The 21,966-nt window shown below is 73.8% G+C and carries 21 protein-coding genes; 13 read left to right on the top strand and 8 right to left on the bottom strand.

Features of this window, described 5'->3' with window-relative positions; genetic code table 11:
- Nucleotides 1–35 precede the first annotated feature (35 nt).
- Nucleotides 36–2,093: a DEAD/DEAH box helicase gene (locus DEU32_RS08845; RefSeq protein WP_114850192.1), complete on the top strand. Its 2,058-nt coding sequence runs from the start codon at nt 36–38 to the stop codon at nt 2,091–2,093.
- Between the two features lie 110 nt (nt 2,094–2,203).
- Here DEU32_RS08845 and DEU32_RS08840 read toward each other — a convergent pair whose 3' ends face one another.
- Nucleotides 2,204–2,713, bottom strand: a complete 510-nt coding sequence (locus DEU32_RS08840) for a mycothiol transferase (RefSeq protein ID WP_114850191.1) — start codon at nt 2,711–2,713, stop codon at nt 2,204–2,206.
- 49 nt (nt 2,714–2,762) lie between these two features.
- Nucleotides 2,763–3,233 (bottom strand): MarR family winged helix-turn-helix transcriptional regulator, encoded by a 471-nt coding sequence (locus DEU32_RS08835; RefSeq protein ID WP_114850190.1) that lies wholly within the window; start codon nt 3,231–3,233, stop codon nt 2,763–2,765.
- A gap of 188 nt (nt 3,234–3,421) precedes the next feature.
- Here DEU32_RS08835 and DEU32_RS08830 point away from each other — a divergent pair, with 188 nt between their 5' ends.
- From DEU32_RS08830 to DEU32_RS08815, 4 genes are all read left to right on the top strand, one after another.
- On the top strand, nt 3,422–4,024 hold the full coding sequence (locus tag DEU32_RS08830) for a TasA family protein (RefSeq protein WP_114850189.1): 603 nt from the start codon (nt 3,422–3,424) through the stop codon (nt 4,022–4,024).
- 18 nt (nt 4,025–4,042) lie between these two features.
- Entirely contained in the window at nt 4,043–5,146 is a 1,104-nt protein-coding gene (locus tag DEU32_RS08825) for a S24/S26 family peptidase (RefSeq protein WP_114850188.1), read from the top strand.
- Between the two features lie 64 nt (nt 5,147–5,210).
- Complete coding sequence (locus DEU32_RS08820) at nt 5,211–6,374, top strand: exonuclease SbcCD subunit D (RefSeq protein WP_114850187.1); 1,164 nt, start codon at nt 5,211–5,213, stop codon at nt 6,372–6,374.
- Nucleotides 6,374–9,427, top strand: a complete 3,054-nt coding sequence (locus DEU32_RS08815) for an AAA family ATPase (RefSeq protein ID WP_114850186.1) — start codon at nt 6,374–6,376, stop codon at nt 9,425–9,427. The genes DEU32_RS08820 and DEU32_RS08815 overlap by 1 nt, the downstream gene beginning before the upstream one ends.
- 84 nt (nt 9,428–9,511) lie before the next feature.
- Here DEU32_RS08815 and DEU32_RS17145 read toward each other — a convergent pair whose 3' ends face one another.
- Both DEU32_RS17145 and DEU32_RS08810 read right to left on the bottom strand, forming a co-directional pair.
- The gene (locus DEU32_RS17145; RefSeq protein ID WP_167509945.1) at nt 9,512–9,688 is read right to left on the bottom strand and encodes a hypothetical protein; all 177 of its coding nucleotides are present in this window, start codon (nt 9,686–9,688) and stop codon (nt 9,512–9,514) included.
- A complete protein-coding gene (locus DEU32_RS08810; RefSeq protein ID WP_229666968.1) occupies nt 9,685–10,491 on the bottom strand; it encodes a class E sortase in 807 nt (268 codons plus the stop codon). The genes DEU32_RS17145 and DEU32_RS08810 overlap by 4 nt, the downstream gene beginning before the upstream one ends.
- A gap of 85 nt (nt 10,492–10,576) precedes the next feature.
- On the opposite strand from DEU32_RS08810, the gene DEU32_RS08805 reads away from it, so the two are divergent.
- A complete protein-coding gene (locus DEU32_RS08805; protein ID WP_114850421.1) occupies nt 10,577–11,041 on the top strand; it encodes a GNAT family acetyltransferase in 465 nt (154 codons plus the stop codon).
- 32 nt (nt 11,042–11,073) lie between these two features.
- Here DEU32_RS08805 and DEU32_RS08800 read toward each other — a convergent pair whose 3' ends face one another.
- Entirely contained in the window at nt 11,074–12,033 is a 960-nt protein-coding gene (locus tag DEU32_RS08800) for an EamA family transporter (RefSeq protein ID WP_114850185.1), read from the bottom strand.
- A 36-nt stretch (nt 12,034–12,069) separates the two neighbouring features.
- On the opposite strand from DEU32_RS08800, the gene DEU32_RS08795 reads away from it, so the two are divergent.
- The 6 genes from DEU32_RS08795 to DEU32_RS08770 all read left to right on the top strand — a co-directional run bounded on the left by DEU32_RS08795 (nt 12,070) and on the right by DEU32_RS08770 (nt 18,393).
- Nucleotides 12,070–13,194 (top strand): CPBP family intramembrane glutamic endopeptidase, encoded by a 1,125-nt coding sequence (locus DEU32_RS08795; protein ID WP_114850184.1) that lies wholly within the window; start codon nt 12,070–12,072, stop codon nt 13,192–13,194.
- A 9-nt stretch (nt 13,195–13,203) separates the two neighbouring features.
- Nucleotides 13,204–15,021, top strand: coding sequence for a DNA helicase RecQ (gene recQ, locus DEU32_RS08790; RefSeq protein ID WP_114850183.1), 1,818 nt, complete (start codon nt 13,204–13,206; stop codon nt 15,019–15,021).
- A gap of 135 nt (nt 15,022–15,156) precedes the next feature.
- Nucleotides 15,157–15,870 carry a 1-acyl-sn-glycerol-3-phosphate acyltransferase gene (locus DEU32_RS08785; RefSeq protein ID WP_229666970.1) on the top strand — a complete coding sequence of 238 codons (714 nt, stop codon included), beginning with the start codon at nt 15,157–15,159 and terminating at the stop codon, nt 15,868–15,870.
- Between the two features lie 121 nt (nt 15,871–15,991).
- A complete protein-coding gene (locus tag DEU32_RS08780) occupies nt 15,992–16,399 on the top strand; it encodes a hypothetical protein (protein WP_114850181.1) in 408 nt (135 codons plus the stop codon).
- Nucleotides 16,400–16,794: 395 nt separating this feature from the next.
- The gene (locus tag DEU32_RS17140) at nt 16,795–17,421 is read left to right on the top strand and encodes a M23 family metallopeptidase (RefSeq protein ID WP_167510002.1); all 627 of its coding nucleotides are present in this window, start codon (nt 16,795–16,797) and stop codon (nt 17,419–17,421) included.
- Between the two features lie 123 nt (nt 17,422–17,544).
- On the top strand, nt 17,545–18,393 hold the full coding sequence (locus tag DEU32_RS08770; RefSeq protein ID WP_258554825.1) for an NAD(P)-dependent oxidoreductase: 849 nt from the start codon (nt 17,545–17,547) through the stop codon (nt 18,391–18,393).
- A gap of 54 nt (nt 18,394–18,447) precedes the next feature.
- Here DEU32_RS08770 and DEU32_RS08765 read toward each other — a convergent pair whose 3' ends face one another.
- On the bottom strand, nt 18,448–18,669 hold the full coding sequence (locus DEU32_RS08765; protein WP_114850179.1) for a hypothetical protein: 222 nt from the start codon (nt 18,667–18,669) through the stop codon (nt 18,448–18,450).
- Between the two features lie 9 nt (nt 18,670–18,678).
- Nucleotides 18,679–19,194, bottom strand: a complete 516-nt coding sequence (locus tag DEU32_RS08760; RefSeq protein ID WP_058740595.1) for a MarR family winged helix-turn-helix transcriptional regulator — start codon at nt 19,192–19,194, stop codon at nt 18,679–18,681.
- A gap of 176 nt (nt 19,195–19,370) precedes the next feature.
- Between DEU32_RS08760 and DEU32_RS08755 the strand changes: the two genes are divergently transcribed.
- Entirely contained in the window at nt 19,371–20,264 is an 894-nt protein-coding gene (locus DEU32_RS08755; RefSeq protein ID WP_114850178.1) for an alpha-E domain-containing protein, read from the top strand.
- Between the two features lie 362 nt (nt 20,265–20,626).
- Here the strand turns inward: DEU32_RS08755 and DEU32_RS08750 are convergent, their stop codons facing one another.
- A complete protein-coding gene (locus DEU32_RS08750) occupies nt 20,627–21,964 on the bottom strand; it encodes an MFS transporter (RefSeq protein ID WP_114850419.1) in 1,338 nt (445 codons plus the stop codon).
- Nucleotides 21,965–21,966: the final 2 nt, after the last annotated feature.

Below are 21,966 nucleotides of genomic sequence, written 5' to 3'. Positions count from 1 at the left end.
CGGGCATGCGGACGTCCGCACCCCGGAAAGTAGCCATGGCCCCGTACGACAAGGGCGCGCGTCAGCGTGCCGACGACCGAGTCCGCCACCCGAACGGCACCCCCGCCGCGCGGAGCAGCAAGCACCGCGGCTTCCGCGCCGCCGACCCGTCGCAGCCGCGACAGAAGCAGCGTTGGGACGCCGAGGAGCGCCGCGGCCGTTCGGCGCAGGGCGAGCGTCCGGCGCGTCCGAACTGGGAGCCGCGCGACGGCGGCCAGCGTCGCGACGACCGTGGCGCGCGTGGCTTCGACCGCAACGACCGCGGTGCACGCGGGTACGACCGGGACGACCGTGCGCCGCGTCGCTCCGACCGGGACGACCGCGCTCCGCGTCGCTCCGACCGGGACGACCGCGCTCCGCGTCGCTTCGAACGGGACGACCGCGCTCCCCGTCGTGATGACCGTGACGACCGTGCCCCGCGTCGCTTCGACCGTGACGACCGCGCCCCGCGCCGCTTCGACCGTGACGACCGTGCCCCGCGTCGCTTCGACCGTGACGACCGTGCCCCGCGTCGCTTCGACCGTGACGACCGTGCCCCGCGTCGCGACGACCGTGACGACCGTGCCCCGCGTCGCTTCGACCGCGACGACCGGGCCCCGCGTCGCTTCGACCGCGACGACCGCGCTCCCCGTCGCGACGACCGGGACGACCGCGCCCCGCGCCGCTTCGACCGTGACGAGCGCCCGCAGCGTCGCGACGACCGCGCTCCCCGCAGCTTCGACCGGGACGACCGTGCCCCGCGCCGCTTCGACCGCGACGATCGGCCCCAGCGCCGCGACGCCCGCGACGAGGCCCGCACCGGGTACGTCCCCGCGGACGACGTCAAGCTCGAGAAGCTCCAGGCCGAGGCGACGATCGCGGCCGACGTCGAGGGCGTGAGCTTCACCGACCTCGGCATCGGCGGCAACATCTCCCGCACCCTCGCGGAGATGGGCGCCACCAGCCCGTTCCCGATCCAGGCAGCGACGATCCCCGACGTGCTCGCCGGCAAGGACGTGCTCGGCCGTGGCCGCACCGGTTCCGGCAAGACCATCGCCTTCGGTGCGCCCCTCGTCGAGAAGCTCATGGAGCACGGCGGCGGCACGAAGCGCCGGATGGGCCGTGCCCCGCGCGCCCTCATCCTCGCCCCGACCCGCGAGCTCGCCCTGCAGATCGACCGCACGGTGCAGCCGATCGCCCGTTCGGTCGGCCTCTTCACGACGCAGATCTACGGCGGTGTGCCCTACGGCCGCCAGGAGGGTGCCCTCGAGCGCGGCGTCGACATCATCGTCGGCACGCCCGGTCGCGTCCAGGACCTCATGAACAAGGGGAAGCTCGACCTCAGCGAGGTCGTCGTCTCCGTGCTCGACGAGGCCGATCACATGTGCGACCTCGGGTTCCTCGAGCCGGTGCGCGAGATCCTCTCGGCCACGGCCGAGGTCACCCCGCACGGCGACCGTGCGCAGAAGCTCCTGTTCAGCGCGACGTTGGACGCACAGGTCGCGTCGCTCGTGTCGGAGTTCCTGCACGAGCCGAGCGTCCACGAGGTCGCCGGCGAGGACCAGGCGTCCTCGACGATCGACCACCGCGTGCTCGTGGTCGAGCAGCGCCAGAAGGACCAGGTCCTCGAGGAGCTCGTCGCGGGCGACGGCAAGACCATCGTCTTCGCCCGTACCCGCGCCTACGCCGAGCGTCTCGCCGACCAGTTCGAGGACGCCGGCATCCGTGCGACCTCGCTGCACGGTGACCTCAACCAGTCCCGTCGGACCCGCAACCTGCAGCTCCTGACGAGCGGCCGGGTGAACGTCCTCGTCGCGACCGACGTCGCGGCGCGCGGCATCCACGTCGACGACGTCTCGCTCGTCGTGCAGGCCGACGCCCCCGACGACTACAAGGCGTACCTGCACCGTTCGGGCCGCACGGGCCGTGCCGGCAAGGAGGGCACCGTCGTGACGCTCGTCCCGCGTGGCCGCCGCCGCAAGATCGAGGGCATCCTCGAGAACGCGGAGATCGAGGCGGACCTCGTCGAGGCCGGCCCGGGCGACGGGATCGTCGCGCAGCTCGCTGCGCGCTGATCGCGACGCGACCGGAGAACGGACGGGAGGCACGGTGCCAGCTGGCACCGTGCCTCCCGTCCGTCTTCCCGCACCTCGCACGTTGCGTCTCGCGAAGAACGCGCGGCGGGTCAGCGCGAGAAGAACAGCAGGCCGCGCACGTACCCGGCCTGCCCCGCGTGCTGGACGCAGTCGTCGAGGATGCTGACCAGCCGTGCGCCGCGCGTGACGGGCGGGTCCCACGCGTCGTCGACCACGGGGTCGAGGTCCTCCGGGCCGAGCGTCGCCAGGTAGGCGACCGTGCGCTCGTGCACGGCACGCAGGTACCCGTTCAGCAGTTCGGCCGAGGCCCGGACGCGACCGACGTCGTCCCGGGACATGCCGTAGCCGAGGGCCTCGGCGGGGAACGGCAGGCCGAAGCGCTCGACCCAGCCGTCCGCGGTCCAGACCTGCTCGCTGCCCGCCAGGTCCGCGACCTGCGCGTCCTGGCCGCGTGCGGTGTGCCACGCGAGCCAGGCGAGTGTGTTCGCGCCGGTTGCCGGTCGTGTCGCGAGCTGGTCCTCGGACAGGCCGTCGAGGGCCCTGGCGACGGTCTCGGGGACGCGGGAGAACGCTTCGGTGAGGAGTTCGGACGGTGTCATGCCGCCGACGCTACGCGGCCCTCCCGCAGCTCGGACGGGCTCGCTCCGGTCAGCGGCGGCGGTCGAGGGCGCTGCCGACGGCCTCGAGCGCGGCCGCCACACGGGCGAGGTCGGCAGGGTCGACGCCCGAGCGGAAGGCCTCCCGGTACAGTGCCGCGACCTCGCCGGCGACCGCGGCCCCGGAGGGGGTCAGGTGCACGAGGATGCTCCGTCGGTCGCCGGGGTTCGGCCGTCGTTCGATGTGCCCGCGCTGCTCGAGTCGGTCGATCAACGAGGTCATCGCACCCGTGGTGAGCTCGAGGTGGTCGCTCGCGTGCTTCGGCGTGACGCCCGCGTCTGCACCGGCGACGAACACCAGGAACCGCAGGTCGGTCGCGTGCAGCCCGCGCAGGGCGCTCTGGTGCGTCAGGACCCGCGCGTGCTGGGTCTGCAGCGCTCGGAAGGCCTGGAGCACGCGGTCCAGGTCGTCGACCGGCGCCGGGCGGTCGGCGGTGGTGAGCGTGGTGAGGGTGTTCGTCATGGGACTCGTCTCGGGAGGATGTACCTCATTCAACAAGTATGTGAACGATTGAGCAAGTGATGCGCAAAGAGTCTTGTGGAACGCTCAGGGAGCACGTACGGTGTTGCCCAACCACCAGGTTCCGCAGCGCGACCAACCACCGCGGGTCCGGAACCGAAACCGATCAGAACCCCTCTCGGAGGACAACCATGTCCCGTGTGTCTCCTCGTGCTGCCCGGCTCGCAGCCTGGATCGCCGTCCCGGCCGCACTCGTCGCCTCGGGGGTCGTCGTCTCGACGGCCTCGTACTCCGCCTTCTCCGACACCACGTCGAACCCGACGAGCAACTGGACCGCCGGCAGCGTCGCCCTGTCCGACGACGACAGCAACACCGCGCTCTTCACGGTCACGAACCTCAAGCCCGGGTCGACCGGGTTCAAGTGCATCGCCGTCACGTCCAGCGGCACCCTGCCGTCCGCGGTGAAGCTCTACACGTCGTCCCTCACATCGCAGAAGGACCTGGCGGCGAACATCACGATGACCGTCGACCAGGGGACCGGAGGCGGCTTCGGGTCGTGCGACGGCTTCACCGCCCTGGCGTCCGGCGCCTCGGTGGTCCCCGCGACGACGCTCTCGACGCTCGGCACGAACACCACGACGTACGCGACCGGCAAGGGATCGTGGACGCCCACGGGCACCGCCCCCGAGACCCGGGTCTTCAAGTTCACCTACACGGTGTCGCCGGACACCCCGAACACCGCCCAGGGCGGTTCGGCGTCGCTCGGCTTCACCTGGGAGGCCCAGAACACCTGATCCGCGACGGGCACCGTGATGGACACCACCGGCGTCGACGGTCAGCACCGCCACGCCCGTCCGGACACCGTGCTCGACGCGCTCGACTGGGGGCGCGTCGTGGTCGGCACCCTCGCGCGCGGCATCGTCGCGACCGTGGTCGGCCTGGCGCTGTGGGCCGCCGTCCCGGCCGTGGTCGGCTGGCAGCCCACCACGGTCGTGACCGCGTCGATGGCACCCCGGCTGGTGCCGGGGGACGTCGTCGTCTCCCGGCCGGTGCCCGCGCCCGAGGTCGTCCCCGGCCGGGTCCTGCTCGCCGACGACCCGGACCAGGCCGGGCACCTGCGGCTGCACCGGTACGTCGAGACGGGCGCGGACGGCACGATCGTGACGAAGGGCGACGCCAACCCCGCCGTAGACTCGACACCCCTCGAACGCTCGGCCGTGCACGGGGTCGGCTACTTGCGCGTCCCGTTCATCGGCGTGCCCGTCCTGTGGGCGCACGAGGGTCGGTGGGGCGCGGTCGCCGCCATGGCGGCCGCAGTGGCCGGCCTGCTCGCGCTGTGCACGGTGGACGCGGGGTTGCGTCGGACCGGCCGGGAGGCCCGGGGCACCCCCGCCCCGCAGCCCCCGTCCGACGCCCTGCGCGTCCACGGGCGGCGGTCGGCGCGGGGTCCGGTCGTGCGCGGCGGCGCACGGCACGTCGCGCTGCGGCAGGGGAGCGCGCTGCTCGTCGCGGTGGCGGTGCTCGGCGGGATCGGGGCGGTCGCGCCGCACCGGGCCGAGGCGGCGCCGTTCCGCACGGGGACGAGCTCGCCGACCTCGAACCTGACCGCGGCGACGCTCAGCGGACCGACCAATCTCAGCTGCAGCACGCTCACGATCGGCGGCGGGGGAGTCGAGGTGCGCTGGTCGTACTCTGGGCCGACGACCGGAGGGTTCCAGGTCCTGGTCGATGGACAGGTCTTCCAGGTGGCCGCGAACCAGCGCAGTGCGACGGTGACCATCTCGCCCAGCGTGCTGGTCGGGAAGCCCATCACGGTCCGCGCACTCGACTCGTTCCCCGGAAGCCAGTGGTTTGCGAACGGCGATCGTTCAGTGACCGTGACGGTGACTCTCTCCTTGGTGTACTTGTGCGGTTGACCGGCTCTTCACAGCTCCCCGCGGGGTGCCCGGCGATGTCCCCGGCCGCCGCTACCGTGACGGCATGCGGATCCTCCACACCGGCGACTGGCACCTCGGCCGCACGCTGCTCGGAGCCGACCTGCTCGAGCACCACGCGGCCTTCGCCGACTTCCTCGTCGACACCGTGCGGGACCGCGCCGTCGACCTGGTCGTCATCGCCGGCGACGTCTACGACCGCGCGATCCCGCCCGTCGACGCCGTCCGCCTGCTCTCCCGCACGCTCGAGCGCCTGGCGCAGACGGCGACCGTCGTCCTGACCCCGGGAAACCACGACTCCGCGGCACGGCTCGGCTTCGGCGCCGGGGTGATGCACGACCGGGTCCGCATCGTCGCCGAGCCCGCGCGGCTGGCCGACCCGGTGCTCCTCGCCGACGACCACGGCCCGGTCGCGGTCTACGGCATCCCCTACCTGCACCCCGACCTGACGCGGTACGCCCTCGCTCCGGTCCCCGACGAGCCACTCGCCCGGTCGCACCAGGCCGTGGTCGGGGCCGCGGCGGACCGCATCCGCGCCGACCTCGCCATGCGACCCGGTCACCGCAGCGTCGTCGTCGCGCACGCCTTCGTCAGCGGTGCCGCGCCGAGCGACAGCGAGCAGGACATCCGTGTCGGCGGGGTCGACCAGGTGTCGGTCACGGTGTTCGACGGCATCGACTACGTCGCGCTCGGGCACCTGCACGGGCCGCAGCGGGTGGGCGACGGCGACCGGATCCGGTACGCGGGCTCCCCGCTCGCGTTCTCGTTCGGCGAGCGGCACCAGCGCAAGAGCGTGACCCTCGTCGACCTCGCGGCGGACGGCGGCGTCGCGGTCGAGCTCCTGCCGGCACCGGTGCCGCGCCGCCTGGTGGACGTCCGCGCCACGATCGACGCGATCGAGTCCGGTGCGCACCACGCCGACGCCGATGCGTGGGTCCGGGTCGCGGTCACCGACACCGTGCACCCCGAGCGGATGTACGCCCGCGTCCGCGACCACTTCCCGTTCGCCCTGGCGGTCACGCACGAGCCCGCGGAACGCCCCGAGCGCGTCGCCGCCCGCGCGGTGAGCGCCACCTCCGACCCGGTCGAGGTCGCCGCGGACTTCGTGACCTTCGCGACGGGTGCGGCGCCGGACGACGACGACCTGGCGGTCCTGACCGAGGCGTACGAGGCCGCACTGCAGACCCTCGACGCGGACGGGACGCGCTGATGTACCTGCACCGCCTCGAACTCCGCGCGATCGGGCCGTACCCGGATACCGTCGTCATCGACTTCGCCGCGCTCGCCGCCTCGGGGGTGTTCCTGCTCGAGGGGCCGACGGGGTCCGGCAAGTCGACGATCATCGACGCCGTCGTGTTCGCCCTGTACGGCGGCCTCGCGGGGGAGTCCTCGACGCCCGACCGCCTGCACAGCCAGCACGCCGACCCCGCGACCGAGCCCTTCGTCGAGCTGGTCTTCGAGACGGGTGCCGGGCTGTTCCGGGTCCGGCGCACCCCGCAGTACGACCGACCCAAGCAGCGCGGCACCGGCACGGTCCGGCAGCAGGCGTCCGCCCAGCTCTTCCGTCTGGCGCACCCCGCCGACCCCGCGGGCGAACCGGTGTCGTCCCGCATCCCGGAGATCGGGCTCGAGGTCACGCGGATCGTCGGGCTCGACCGCGCCCAGTTCCTGCAGACCGTCGTGCTGCCCCAGGGCGAGTTCGCGCGGTTCCTGCGGTCCCCGGGCGAGGAACGCCGGAAGCTCCTGCAGTCCCTGTTCGGCACGCAGGTCTACGACCGCACGGCCGACGAGCTCGCGGCCCGTCGTCGCGCGGTCCTCGCCGAGGTCGAGGGCGCCGAGTCCCGCGTCCGCGACGCACAGTCCCGGTTCGCGCAGGCCGCCGGGGTCGAGGATCCCGACGAACGCGCCGTCGACGACGTGGTCGCCGGTCTCCGCAGCGTCGCCGCCGAGACCGACGAGCACCGCCGGGCCGCGGTGTCCGACGCCGAGCGGGCCCGAGAGCGCGAGCGGTCGGTCCGCGAGCGCGTCACCGCCCGCGAACGTCGTGCCGCACTGCTCGACCGTCGTCGGGCGCTCGACGCCGCCGCGGACGAGGTCACCGCGGCGCGCGATCGTCTGGCACTCGGCGAACGCGCCACCCGCGTCGCGACGAGCGCCGACGCCCTCGACGCGGCGCGCGCGCGTGCCGCACAGGCGACGGATGCGGCGGCGTCGCAACGGCAGGGTGCCGGGCTCGACGCCGACACCGATGTGGTCGGCCTCCGGACCGCCCTCGCCGACTGTCTGTCGGACGTCCGACACCTCGTCGCGGTCGAGCGCACCTTCGCGGCCCGTCGCCGGAGCGCTGCGGACGCGGCCGTCCGAGCCGAGGACCTCGCGGCACGGTCGGCGGCGCTCGTCGACGCGCTCGAGCGCCGTCCGGCCGAGCGCGCGACGATCGTCGAGTCCGCCCGGACCGCCGCCGCCCTCGCCGCCGACGCCGAGCCCGCCCGGGTCGAGGTCGAACGGGTTGCTCAGCTCCGGGCCGACCTGTCCACCCGCGTCACGGCAGCCCGAGCCCAGGAGCAGGCCGAGCGAGTGGTCGCGAGTGCCCGGGCTGCAGCCTCGGCCGCGCTCGCCACGGAGACCGACCTGCGCGCCCGACGCATCGCCGGCCTCGCCGGAGAGCTCGGCGCCGCTCTGCAGCCGGGTGACGCCTGCCCGGTGTGCGGTGCGGTCGAGCACCCGAGCGTCGCGGAGCCGCAGGACGACCACCCCTCGGCCGACACGGTCGAGTCCGCCGCGTCCGCCGCCCGCGCTGCCGAGGCCGCCCTCGCCGCAGCGGCGACCGACCTCGCGCTTGCGCAGCAGGAACACGAGCGGCTCCGGACGGTGCTCGGCGACCTCGACGCCGACACCCTCGAGACCCGTGCGACCGCCGCGGCCGAGCGGGTCCGGGCAGCGCACGACGCCGCCGTCCAGGTGCTCGACCTCGAGCGCCGGCGCACCGCCCACGACGAGCGGACCCGCACCCTCGAGCAGGAGCGCACGACGGTCGCGTCCGAGCACGCCGTCCTGGTGTCCTCCGCCGCGGCCGAGTCGGAGCGACTGGGCCAGGACACCGCTGCCGTCGACGCTGCCGTCCGCCGGGCCACCAGAGCGCTCGACGCGGGCGCGATCGCGAGTACCGAATCGGACGCCAACGACGCAGCCGCGGGCACCGACCCCGACGACGCCGACACAGCCGCGGGCTCCGGGGCCTCGCTCGCCGACGCGGTGCGTGCCCTGGACGACCGTGTCGCGGAGCTCGACGCCGTGCTCGCCGCGGACGTCCGCGCCGCCACGGCTGCCGCGTCCGTCGCCGAGCGGCAGCCGGAGGTCACCGAGGTCTGCGCCGAGCAGGGCTTCGAGTCCGTCGAGCGGGCCCGTACGGCACTCGTCCCCGTGGCCGAGGGGGAACGCCTCCGTGCCGTCGTGGCCACGGCGGACCGGGAGCGGGCCGTCGTCGACGCCGGCCTCGCCGAGGCGGCCGTCGCCGAGGCCGCCCGGACCGCCGACGAACCCCTCGACCTGACGGCAGCCGTCGCCGCGCGCGACTCCGCGGTCGAGCGCGCCGACGCCGCCACCCGGGTCGCGGTCTCGGCGGCCGACCGGCTCGAAGCCGCCGCCCGGTGCGGCGAGGACGTCGCTCGTGCCGTCCGTGCGCGGGAGTCCACGTCCGCCCGGAGCCGCGCGGTCGTGCGGCTGGCCGACGTCGCCGCCGGGTCCACCTCGGTCAACCCGAGCGGCATCACCCTCGGCACGTACGTGCTCATGCGGCGGTTCGAGGACGTCGTCGCTGCCGCGAACGACCGACTGCGGGGCATGCTCGGCGGCCGGTTCACCCTCGAGACCTCCGAGGAGCGCGAGACCGGTTCACGCGCCCGCAAGACCGGACTCGCCCTCGCCGTGCACGACCACACGACCGACACGCTCCGGGCTCCCGGCAGCCTGTCCGGCGGCGAGACCTTCACGGTGTCGCTCTGCCTGGCGCTCGGGCTCGCCGACGTCGTGCAGGCCGAGGCCGGCGGCGTCGCGCTCGGCACGCTCTTCGTCGACGAGGGCTTCGGGACGCTCGACCCGGAGACACTCGACGACGTGATCGGGCAGCTCGCCCGGCTCACGGCCGGCGGACGACAGGTCGGCATCGTCAGCCACGTCGAGGAGCTCAAGCAGCGCATTCCCGAGCGCATCGCGGTCCGCCGGACCCCCGGCGGAGGGTCCCGCGTCACCACCACCGTCTGACGCCCGGCCCGGCCCGGACTGGACTGGCCCGACCCGACACGGCAGAGCCCGGCCGGCACGTCCGGAGCGGACCGCGAGCGGTCGTCAGGGCGACGGCGACACGTCCACCGTGCCGTCGGGCGGCGGCAGGATGTCCGACGCGATCCACGGGTAGACGAAGGTGAAGAGCACCCACACGACCGCGGCGATGAGCACGAGCAGCTCGAGCACCTTCAGGACGACGGGGCCCGGCAGGATGCGCCAGACGAACGGGAAGATCAATTCGGCGTCTCCGAGAGTTCCTTCGGGGTGCCCTCCGAAGCGGGCATCCAGTAGTCGAGCTTGGCGTGCGTGACGTACCGCTCCTTGGCCGACCACATCGGGTGGCAGGCGGTGAGCGTGAGCCAGCGGTCCTCGGCGGTGGGCTGCACGCCGGGCTGGTTCGGCACGGGGGCGATCGTCTCGATCTTGTCGGGCGTGACGATCTGCGAGTCGGTGACCTTGTAGACGTACCAGACGTCGAAGTCCTTCGCCTTGTCGGTCACGCGTACGACGATCGAGTCGCCGTTCTTCAGGTCCGCGATCTGGTTGAGCGGCTTGCCGTAGGTGACGCGGTGGCCGGCGACGGCGAAGTTGCCCTCGGCCCCCGGCATCGCGGTGTCCTGGTAGTGGCCGAGGCCGATCGTGTTGAGGACCTTCTCACGGTCCGTGCCCTCACCGATCGGGCGGTTGTAGTCCGCGCCGAACCGGGGGATCTGCATCGTGCCGAACACCGTCGACAGTCCCGGAGGCTCGGCCAGGACGGGAGCGGCCTCGCGGTGCTCGGTCCCCGCGGTCTTGGGCACCGCGGTCTGCTTGAGGTCCTGCACGAGGGCGGTCTGCTCGTTCACCGCGACCACGTCGGTCCACCACGCGGTCCAGAGCACGTAGAGCCCGGTGCCGGCGCCCGCGATGATGAGCAGCTCGGCGAGCAGGGACACGAGCGCGCCACCGACCGTCTGCTTCGGGCGGCGCCGGCGGGGGCGCTCCGGGATCTCGTCACCGGACGGAGACAGCCCCGACGGCATGGTGTCGTGTGCGGTCACGGGGCTCCTGGTCCGAGGTGCGGTGGTCGAACAGGTATAGCAGACGTGAGCGTCCGTCCGGTGGGGGCCGCGCTAGCCTGTGGACATGTCGTACCGCTTCCGAACCTTCGCTGAGGACGACACCGCCGCCGTCGTCGCCCTGTGGGAAGCGTGCGGACTCCTCCGCCCGTGGAACGACCCGTACCGCGACATCGCCCGCAAGACCGCCGAGCAGCCCGAGCTCTTCCTGGTCGCCGAGTCCACGGACGCCACCGCGACGGACGCCAGCGCGACCGCCGCCCCGGCCGCCCTGGTCGGCGCCGGCATGGCCGGCTACGACGGCCACCGCGGCTGGGTGAACTACCTCGCCGTCGACCCGGACCAGCAGGGCACCGGGCTCGGCCGCGCCTTCATGACCGAGTTCGAACGGCTGCTGCTCGCGCGCGGCTGCCCGAAGGTCAACGTCCAGGTGCGGGCCGGCAACGAGCGGGTGCTCGGGTTCTACGCCTCGCTCGGGTACGCCGAGGACCACGCGGTGTCGCTCGGCAAGCGCCTGATCGCGGACGACTGACCCGAGCCGCGCGAGCCAGACGGCCGCCCGCCTCACGCGAGCGCGAGCCCGACGGCCGCCGCGAACGCGAGCCCGATCCCGCTCCACTGCACGGGCGTGAGGCGCTCCCGCAGCACCACACCCGCGAGCGCCACCGTGCCGATCGGGTACAGCGCGTTGAGCACGCTCACCACCGGCAGCGTCGACGGGTCGTCCCCGGCGCGGAGCGCCGCCTGGATGCACACGTTCGCCAGCGCGTCGAGCACCCCGCAGGCGACGACCGTCGCCACGACGCGACGCGACCACGCACCCGCGCGTGCCGACCTGCCCACGCGCACCGTGCCTCCAGTCCCTGCAACAGCACCCACCGGACGCGACGCACCGACAGCGAGCGCTGCACCCGCCGGACCCGACGCGCCGGACCGCACCGCGACCACCACCGCAGCCGCCCCGAGCAGCACCGTCTGCACCCCGCGCGCCACGAGCAGCGGCGCGACCCCCGAGCCGTCCGGCGCCGCGTCGTAGGCGAGCACGATCCCACCGAACCCGCACCCCGCGACGGCTGCCGTGACCAGCCCGGCCGGGGTGACCCGCGCGCCGGAGGTGTCCCGCACCGCCGCGACGAGCACGACCGCGACGACCGCCACCACGAGCGCGACCCACGCCGTCGGCGACAGCGACGTGCCCCGGACGAGCGCGACGACCACGGGCACGACGGCCGCGAAGACGGCGGTCAGTGGCGACAGGACGCTCATCGGACCGATCGCGAGCGCGCGGTAGAGCAGCAGCACCGCGACCCCGCCGGAGAGCCCCGCGACGAGCCCCCACCCGACGGCCGATCCGGTCAGATCCGCGCCGACGAGCGGGATCCCGACCGCGAGCGGCACCAGCCCGACCGCGGCGGCGGCCGCGGCGACCGTGACGGCGCGCAGCCGCCGGGCCGCGACGCCGCCCAGGAAGTCGGCGGCGCCGTAGACGACGGCCCCGGTCAGGCCGAGCAGCACGGTGAGCACGGCTCCCATCCTGCCCGGCCCGGTAGCCTGCGCAGCGTGAGCGTTCCGTACCACCGCCTGCCCCGCGTCGACGCCCGTTGGCGGTGGTGGCGCCCGCTCGTCGCGCTGGCGGTCCTGGCCGGGTGGTACGTCGCGACGCAGGTGGTCCTGGCGGTCGCCTACTTCGTCCCGATCGGGGCGTCGCAGGGACCCGAGGGGCTGATGCGCTTCCAGCAGGACCTGGCCAGCGGCGCGCTCGACCCGACCGATCCGCTGATCCTGTCGCTGTCCCTGGTGTCGCTCGTCGTGCTGCTCCCCGGCATCCTGCTCGCGGTCAAGGTCGCGAAGCTCGGCCCGGCGAACGTCCTGTCGTCGACGCGCTTCCGGGTGCGCTGGCGCTGGACCGCGTGGTGCCTGCTGCCGACGCTCGTCATCGCGGCGATCATGTTCTCGGTCCAGACCATCGGCATGTTCACGTTCGACGGCGGGTTCGGCTGGGACCACGCTGCGATCGGGCAGTCGACCGTCTCGGTCAGCACACTCACGCTGACGATCGTCCTGGTCGTGCTGCTCGTCCCGTTCCAGGGTGCGGCCGAGGAGTACGTCTTCCGCGGCTTCCTCATGCAGACGATCGGCTCGTGGATCCCGGTCCGCTTCGTCGGCACAGTCGTGGCGGTCGGCGTCTCGACCGTCGTGTTCGCGCTGCTGCACATCCCGAACGGCTACAACGTCTGGGGCATCCTCGACGTCGGCTCGTTCGGTCTCGTCGCCGCGATCATCGTGCTGCGCACCGGCGGCATGGAGGCGACGGTGCTCCAGCACGCCTTCAACAACATCATGATCTTCGTGCTGCAGGCGCCCGGCTGGTCGCGGATCGACCTGACGTCGCAGGACGCGCAGGGCACCGTGGGCGGATGGCTCGTGACGCTCGGCACCTCGCTCCTGTACTGGGGGATGGTCGAGGTGCTCGCGCGGTGGCGGAAGCTGGACCGGCGGTTCGCCGGTCACGAGGCGCCCCGCTTCCGGGGGACGCCGCCGGCCTTCGCAGGTGGGTCGCGTTGGTTCCGGCCGGGAGGCACGGGGTGGGCGGGTGCACCGGCCCGCGTCGACGACGCGGCCGGGTCCGGCGACCGCACGGGTGCCGCTGTGGACAGTGCGGTGGGTGTCGCCCGTCGCCCGTAGGCTCGTGGCATGAGTTCCACGCCCGCGCTGGACGTCCTGCACCGGGTCTGGGGGTACGACGCCTTCCGGGGTGAGCAGGCCGCCATCATCGACCAGGTGGTGGGCGGCGGCGACGCGCTCGTCCTGATGCCGACCGGCGGCGGCAAGTCGCTCTGCTACCAGGTGCCCGCGCTCGTGCGCGACGGCATCGGGGTCGTCGTCTCGCCGCTCATCGCCCTCATGCAGGACCAGGTCGACGCCCTCGCGGCGAACGGCGTGCAGGCGGCGTTCCTCAACTCGACGCAGGGACCCGACGAGCGCGCCCGGGTCGAGCGCGCGGTGGTGTCCGGGCAGGTCGACATGCTCTACCTCGCGCCCGAGCGACTGCGGCTCGAGTCCACCCGCTCCCTGCTCGACCGCGCGCGGATCGCGCTGTTCGCGATCGACGAGGCGCACTGCGTCGCCCAGTGGGGCCACGACTTCCGGCCGGACTACCTCGAGCTGAGCGTCCTGCACGAGCGCTGGCCGACGGTGCCGCGGATCGCCCTGACCGCCACCGCCACACCGCAGACCCACCGCGAGATCTCCGCCCGCCTCGGCCTCGACGACGCCGCGCACTTCGTCGCCGACTTCGACCGACCGAACATCCAGTACCGGATCGAGCCGAAGACCGGGGCGCTCCAGCAGCTCCTGACGTTCATCCGCACCGAGCACAGCGGCGACGCGGGCATCGTGTACTGCCTGTCCCGGAACTCGGTCGAGCGCACCGCGGCGGCCCTCGCCGAGCAGGGCATCCCGGCGCTGCCGTACCACGCCGGGCTCGACGCGAAGGTCCGCGAACGCAACCAGTCGACCTTCCTGCGCGAGGACGGCGTCGTCATGGTCGCGACCATCGCGTTCGGCATGGGCATCGACAAGCCCGACGTCCGGTTCGTGGCGCACCTGGACCTGCCCAAGTCGGTCGAGGGCTACTACCAGGAGACCGGCCGTGCCGGGCGGGACGGGCTGCCCTCGACCGCGTGGCTCGCGTACGGGCTGAACGACGTCGTGCAGCAGCGGCGGATGATCGACCAGTCCGAGGGCGACGCCGCACACCGTCGGCAGCTCAGTGCACACCTCGACGCGATGCTCGCCCTGTGCGAGACGATCGAGTGCCGCCGGGTGCGGCTGCTCGCGTACTTCGGGCAGGAGTCGACGCCGTGCGGCAACTGCGACACGTGCATCGCGCCGCCGGAGCCCTGGGACGGCACCGTCCCCGCGCAGAAGTTGCTGTCGACGGTCGTCCGGCTCGACCGGGAGCGCGGGCAGCGGTACGGCGTGGCACACCTCGTCGACATCCTGGTCGGCAAGCAGTCGCCGCGCGTGCAGGAGCTCCGACACGACCAGCTCGCCACGTTCGGCATCGGCAGCGACCTGAGCGAGGGGGAGTGGCGCGCCGTCGCCCGGCAGTTGCTGGCGCAGGGTTACGCCGCGGTCTCCGGCGACGGGTTCGGCACGGTGGTGCTCAGCCCGACCAGTGCGGAAGTCCTGAGCGGGCGCGTGCAGGTCCTCATGCGCCGCGACCCCGTGCAGTCCACCCGGTCGTCGCGCACCCGTCGCACGGTCGTGACGGACATGCCGCGGGAGGCCGTCGGGCTGTTCGAGGCCCTGCGTGCCTGGCGTGCCGGGCAGGCCCGCGAACAGGGCGTCCCCGCCTACGTGGTGTTCAACGACGCGACGCTCCGCGGCATCGCGGCGGTGAAGCCCGCCGACCAGGACGAGCTCGCCGAGATCTCCGGCGTCGGCACGGCGAAGCTCGAGCGGTACGGTCGCGCGGTGCTCGACGTGGTCGCGGCGCACGCGGACTGAGCAGCGGGACCGGGGCCGGCCGCACCGGCTGGGACACATTCCGTCGGCGGCATGCGGTTCCGCGGGCGCTCACTACACTCGGGTACTCGCCAACGAGGAGGTCCGGTGCCCGGTTCGACCAAGCTCGCCACGTCCATGAGCCGTGCCGTGGTGACGCCCCTCGCGCGGATGCTCTGGCGTCCGCGGATCATCGGCCGGAAGCACGTCCCGAAGCACGGACCGGTGATCCTCGCGAGCAACCACCGCTCGTTCATCGACTCCCCGGCGATCACGCTCATGGCTCCGCGGAAGGTGTCGTTCCTCGCGAAGCAGGAGTACTTCACCGGGACGGGTCTGCGCGGCGCGGTGTCCCGGGCGTTCTTCGGCGGCATCGGTGCGATCGGTGTCGAGCGTGGGGCGGGAGCCGCGGCGCAGCACGCCCTCGACCTCGGGCTCGAGCGGCTCGAGGCCGGTGAGGCCTTCGCGATCTACCCAGAGGGCACCCGATCCCTCGACGGGCGGCTCTACAAGGGCCGGACGGGCGTGGCCTGGCTCGCGTTGACGAGCGGCGCCCCGGTGGTGCCCGTCGCCCTGACGGGGACCGAGCACGTGCAGCCCGTGGGCTCGCGCGTCCCCAAGCTCGCGAAGGTGACCATCGAGTTCGGTGAGCCGATGGACCTGTCCTCGTTCGGCGACGCCTCGTCCGGGCGCGCGCGACGGCACGCCACGGATGCGGTGATGGCGGCGATCCAGGCCCTGAGCGGCCAGGAGCCGGCGAACGCGTACAACAACCCGCCCGCCACGATCGTCGAGCGGGTCAAGCAGGTGCTGCGCCGGGACGACCCGAAGCAGGCCGTCGAACCGGACTGATCCAGAACGCCTATTGCACATCTGGAATATCAGTGGTTCAATCGGTCCGTGCCCGAGCGGCACGTGACCGAGCGGCCCGACAGGAACGGGCCGCGCCGACCCTGACCAGAAGGCACGCAGCATGTCCTCCACCCCGCTCTTCGACGCCGTCTCCCGCCGGACGTCCGCACCCGCAGTCTCCGCACCCGCAGTCCCCGCGGTGACAGGCCCCACCCCAGCAGCTCCCGCGCCTGCCGCACTCGCCCCCGCGGCTCGTGCGTCCGCCCCGCTCGCGACCGCGCCCGTCCCGTCGTCCCCGCTGTCCGCGCCCGTCCCGCCGCAGGCATCGGCGCTCGTGCCCGCTGCGCTCGTCGCCGCGATCGACGAGATCCCCGCCCGCCTCGGTGCCGCCCTCGACGCCGAGCACGCGGTCTCGTCCGAGCAGCTCGCCCTCGTCGAGGCCGTCGCCGACGCGATCACCCGCGCGGTCGTCGACGCCGTCGTCGGCGAGCTCGACCGGATCACCCGCGACGGCGTCGTCCGCGCCTGACCCGGGCCACCGCGATGACCGCACCGGACCCCGTCCTCCGCCCGCGAGCCGCCGCACGGCACGCCGCCGGCGCCCGACGATCCCGGTCGGTGCGTCCCGGTCCCACGACCACCGGGGCGGCAGTCCCCCCTGCTGCCGCCCCGGTCTCCATCCGGGCGTCCCCGCGACGCCCCTCGACCACCGGGGCGGCGGTCCCCCCTGCCGCCGTCCCGGTGCCACTCCCGCAGGCGGCTCGGCCGGTCTCCTCCTCCTGCTCCTCTTCGTCCCCATCGAGTCGGCGTGCCGCGCTCGCCCGCGAGCGGTCTGTCGCCCGGTGCCGCGCCCCACGGTTCCGACCCCCCTCTGCTGACCCGGCGCGGGCGGTGCTCCGCGCCGTTGTCAGCCACACGCCGAGCGTGCCCCGGCTGTCCGTGACGGCCGCCGCCCTGTCCGCCTGTCTCGTCGTCTCGGTGTCCACCCCGGCGCAGGCGCTGGACGCGACACTCCCGGCGGCCACCGGACCCCAGGGCACCGTCCAGTGGTACGCCGTCGCGGCGGGAGCGGGTCCGGACGTGCAGCGCGACGACTTCTCGGTCCGCGACGACTTCCGGCGTGGGCCGCGCATCAGCTCCGACGTCACGGTGGTCCGACCGGTCGACGGCACGGTCCCCACCGCCGGGGGCTTCGGCGGTCGCCACGTCGACGGGTGCAGCGCGTGCTCGACGGACCACCACGGACTCGACTTCGCCGCCCGCGCCGGGACCCCGGCCGTCGCGGTCATGTCCGGCACGGTGGTGTCCGCCGGGGTCCTCGGCGGGTACGGCAACCAGGTGCTGCTCCGCCACCCGGACGGCACCGAGACGCGGTACGCGCACCTGTCCCGCATCGACGTGGTGGTCGGGCGCCAGGTCGCGGTCGGCGAACCGGTCGGCGCCGTCGGCAGCACCGGCATCTCGACCGGAGCGCACCTGCACTTCGAGGTCATCCTCGGCGGCGCCCCGGTCGACCCTGCACCGTGGCTCGCTGCCCGCGGGCTGCTCTGACCCGGGCTGCCCGGCGCCCGCGCCCGCGGCCGTGGGCTGTACGGACTGACCGGGACCCGTCCACACCCGGGGCGTAGCGTCGGACCGAGGACGGCACGGCGTCGTCCGAGGACGGAGACGCACGTGCGCGTGACGGTGTTGGGCACAGGGACGATGGGGGCAGGGGTCGCGCGGTCGCTGCTCCGCGAGGGACACGACGTCACGGTCTGGAACCGCAACGCCGACCGTGCCGCACCGCTCGCCGACGACTGCGCCACGGTCGAGCGCGACGCGTCCGCCGCGGTGGCGGAGGCCGAGGTCGTCCTCCTGACGCTGTTCGACACCGACGCGGTGGTCGACGTGCTCGAGGCCGCAGCCGGGGATGCTCCGACCGACGCTGTGTGGGTGCAGGCCTCGACCATCGGGGTCGCGGGTACCGAGACCGTCGTGCAGCTGGCCGGCAAGTACGGCATCACCCTCGTCGAGGCGATGATGCTCGGGACGAAGGGCCCGGCGGAGCAGGGCAAGCTCACCATGCTCGCCGCGGGCCCCTCGACGACGGTCGACCGGATCGACCCGGTGCTCGACGCGATCGGCGCGAAGACCGTCCGGGCCGGCGAGCGGGTCGGCGACGGCACCGCGCTCAAGCTCGCCGCGAACGCCTGGGTCGCCGCGATCACGGCGGCGACCGGCCAGTCCCTCGCCATCGCCCGCGCGCTCGGACTCGACCCGCACCTGTTCCTCGACGCGATCGAGGGCACCGCGAGCGACTCGCCCTACGCGCACACGAAGGGCGAGGCCATGCTGTCGGGGGAGTTCGCGCCGCAGTTCGCGCTCGACGGGATCCGCAAGGACATCGGGCTCATCCGTGACGCCGCGCGGGACGCCGGGGTCTCGACGGAGCTGCTCGACGGCATCGACCGGGTCTACGCGCAGGCGAGCGCGGACGGGCACGGCGGCGACGACATCGCGGCGGTCGGCACCGCGTTCTGACGCAGGTCAGGGCTGGCGCCACCAGGTCGGGTCGCCGTGGCCGGCGCCAGCCCGTCAGGGCCGGTCGAGCCAGCGCCGCAGCGCGCCGGTGAGCCGGCCCACGGCCTCGTCGTTCATCGTGTTCGCGAGGTCGAACGCCTCGCGCGCCGGGTCGGCCCCGGCCTGGATGCGCCGGAGGGCGGCGTCCGCGCGGGCACGGGCGTCGAGCTCCGCGAGGGGCATGTCGTCCTCGGGGTCGTGCGCCGGCACCGCCGTGGGGTCGTCGGTCGCGCGCATGCCGTCAGGCTACGCGGACCGCTCGTCCTCGTCATCGTCCTGGTCGACGACGCGGGCCATCTCCTCGAGGAACGCGACCACGACGCCCATGTCCGACTGGGGCAGGTGCTCGGCGACCTCGAGCGTGCGGGTGTCGAGCTCGTCGATGACCTGCAGCACCTGCCGCATCGAGCCACCCGACGCGGTGAGGATGACCCCGCGGCGGTCGTGCGGGTCGGCGTGCCGCTCGACGTGTCCGCTGCGGACGAGCCGGTCGACGAGCGCCGACGTCGACGCCGGCGTGATCTCGAGTCGGTCGGCCAGCTCCTTCGAGTTCACCGCGCGGCCGGTGGCCTCGGCGTCGAGCAGGATGCGCAGCGCGAGCAGGGCGTTCTCGCCGATGCCGAGCGCCTCGCGTGCCCGTCGCTGGGCAGCGCTTTCGGCACTCCGGTACCTGCGGAGCGCATTGAGGACGTCCACCGCGTCGACCCTGGAACCCTTGCCATACCAGAAGCCCGTGGTGGTGTCCGTCACCTCGGTCGTCATGAGGACAATGCTAGACGCTCTAGTTAGATTGTCTAGCGAGTGCGCGGGAACCGATGCACTTCCCAGCGACCCGGTGGCCGCTCTGCGCGCTCCGCGACCGGTGCAACACCGGTGACCCGCGCCCGTAACACCAGCGCAACGACCCCTCAGTAGGTTCACCCCATGCAGGAGCCGACGTGCTGAGCCGACTCGCGGGGAGCGTGTTCCGTGTCGGGACCGCGGTCGAGCGTGCCGACGTCGTCGCCCGGATGCTCGAGGTGTACGTCGTCCGCCCGGACGTCGTCGCCGCGGGGGAAGACCCGGCCGTCGCCTCGGCGCTCCGCGCGGTGCTCGGCGCCCAGGGTCCGGGACGAGCCGGACGGGCCGCGACGATCGAGTCGCTCGCGCTCGACCGTCACGAGCCGGCGTCGGTGGCGTCTGCGGTCGCGGTGGCCCGGGACGACGCCCGTCGTGCCCGCGAGGTCGTGCCCACCGAGCTCTGGGACTGCCTCGACGTCACCCGGTCCCGGATGCCACGGAAGGTGTCGGTCGAACGCGCGCACGAGTTCCTGGCGTGGGTGCGCGAGCGGAGTGCCCTGGCCGTCGGGGTCGTCGAGGGCGACGCGAGCCGCGACGAGGTGTGGGAGTTCTTCACGCTCGGCCGGTCGCTCCTGCGCTGCGGGGCCACCGCGCGGCTCCTCGCCTCGGACCTCGTCGACACCGCTGCGCCGCACTCGTGGGCGACCGCGCTCCGGGCCTGCGGCGCCGTCGAGGCCTTCCGACGAGGCCGCGACCACCGTGCGACGGACCCGGCGAGCGTCGCGGGCTTCCTGCTCCGGGACGGACACAGTCCGCGGTCGCTCGCGTTCCTCGCGCAGCGGGCGGACGACTGCCTGGCCGACGTCGCGCCGGCCTGCGTCGCGGACGAGGTCGAGGCCTTCCGCCGGGCACGCGCCGCGCTCGAGCACCCCGACGCCGAGCAGCCCGACGCGTGGCCGCGCACGGTGACGGCGCGTCTCGCCGCGGCGGTCGACGCCGTGGTGGCGGCCCTCGACGAGCGCGTGTTCGCGGCCGCCGTCCCGGCGCGCTGACGGCCCCGCCGCTCACCCGTCGCTCCGCGAGCGGGCCACTTCTGTCACGCTCGCCGACCGCGGGCGACCAGTTCCGCCCGCTCGGCGGACGACGGGCGGCGCGTCCTGCCCGCTCGCGGCGCGACCGGCGGCAGTGGGGCCGGGTGGTGACGGCGTGGAGGCACGGTGCGGGCCCGCCACGCGCCTCCCGTCCGCCCTGTCCCCGTCCCTGGGCCCGCCTCGCGTCACCGCACCGCGAGCGGGCCACTCCTGTCACGCTCGGCGGCAGCAGGCGACCGGTTCCGCCCGCTCGGCGGACGACGGGCGGCGCGTCCTGCCCGCTCAGCGCGACCAGCGCACGCGGGTCCTGCCGGACCCGCGGGTCAGACGGCGCTCGAGCGGTCCGCGACCGCCTCGTCGCGCTCCAGGTCCCGCCGGATCGCGGCGCGCGACGCGCGCGTCCCGACCACGGGGATCGCGTGCGTGATCGCGAGGTGCAGGCGGTTGTCGGCGTCGTACCGGACCCTGAAGCGCTCCCACCGGACGAGCCACACGAGGGCGATCGCCAGCGCGACGAACCCGGACGCGGCACCGACGATGATCGCCCACCGTGGCCCCCAGGCATCCGCGACGGCGCCGACGATCGGTGCGCCGATGGGGGTGCCGCCCGCGAAGATCGCCATGTAGAGCGCCATCACGCGGCCGCGCATCGCCGGCTTCGTGGTGGTCTGGACGAGGGCGTTCGCGGTCGTCATGAACGTCAGCGAGGCGAGGCCGACGAACACCAGCACGACGGCGAACGACCAGTAGGTCGGGGCGAGGGCGGCCGCGGTGCACGCGAGCCCGAACCCGGCCGAGGCGATCACGAGCGTGCGCATCCTCGGGCGGTCCCGCCGGGCGGAGAGGAGCGCACCGGCGACCGAGCCGATCGCCATCACCGAGTTGAGCAGGCCGAACTCACCGGCGCCCTTGCCGAACTCGACGCGCGCCATCGTCGAGGTGAAGATCGGGAAGTTCACGCCGAACGTACCGACGACGAAGATCATGCAGAGCACGACGATGATGTCCGGCCGGGTCCGGACGTACCGGAAGCCCGCCACGATCTGGCCCCTGCCGCGCCCTGCACGAGGTCGGTCGGCGAGCTGTGCGGGGTCGACGAACCGCAGCGCGACGAGGACCGCCAGGAACGAGCCGGCGTTGATGACGAACACCCATCCCGAGCCGATAGCGGCGATGAGCACGCCCGCGACCGCGGGGCCGATCAGTCGCGCGGCGTTGAACGAGGCGGAGTTCAGCGCGACGGCGTTCGCCACGTGCTCGCCCTGCACCACGTCGGAGACGAATGCCTGTCGGATCGGGGTGTCGAACGCGGCGACGATGCCGAGCGCGAGCGCGAAGCCGTACAGCGACCAGAGCGTGGCGGTGTGGGTGAGGACCATGACGCCGAGTCCCAGGCCGAGTGCCCCCATCAGGCCCTGGGTGAGCATGAGCATCTTCCGCCGGTCGAACCGGTCGGCCACGAGTCCGGTGAACGGCAGGAGGAGTAGCTGCGGACCGAACTGCAGGGCCATCGTGATGCCGACCGCGACGGCGTCGTTGTCGGAGAGCTCGGTGAGGACGATCCAGTCCTGCGCGGTGCGCTGCATCCACGTGCCGACGTTGGACACGAGCGCGCCGGCGAACCAGATGCGGTAGTTGCGGGCGGCCAGGGAACGGAACATGG

The sequence above is a fragment of the Curtobacterium sp. AG1037 genome (assembly GCF_003349855.1).
Classification (GTDB): domain Bacteria; phylum Actinomycetota; class Actinomycetes; order Actinomycetales; family Microbacteriaceae; genus Curtobacterium; species Curtobacterium citreum.
This window is presented reverse-complemented; position numbering and strand designations above follow the sequence as displayed.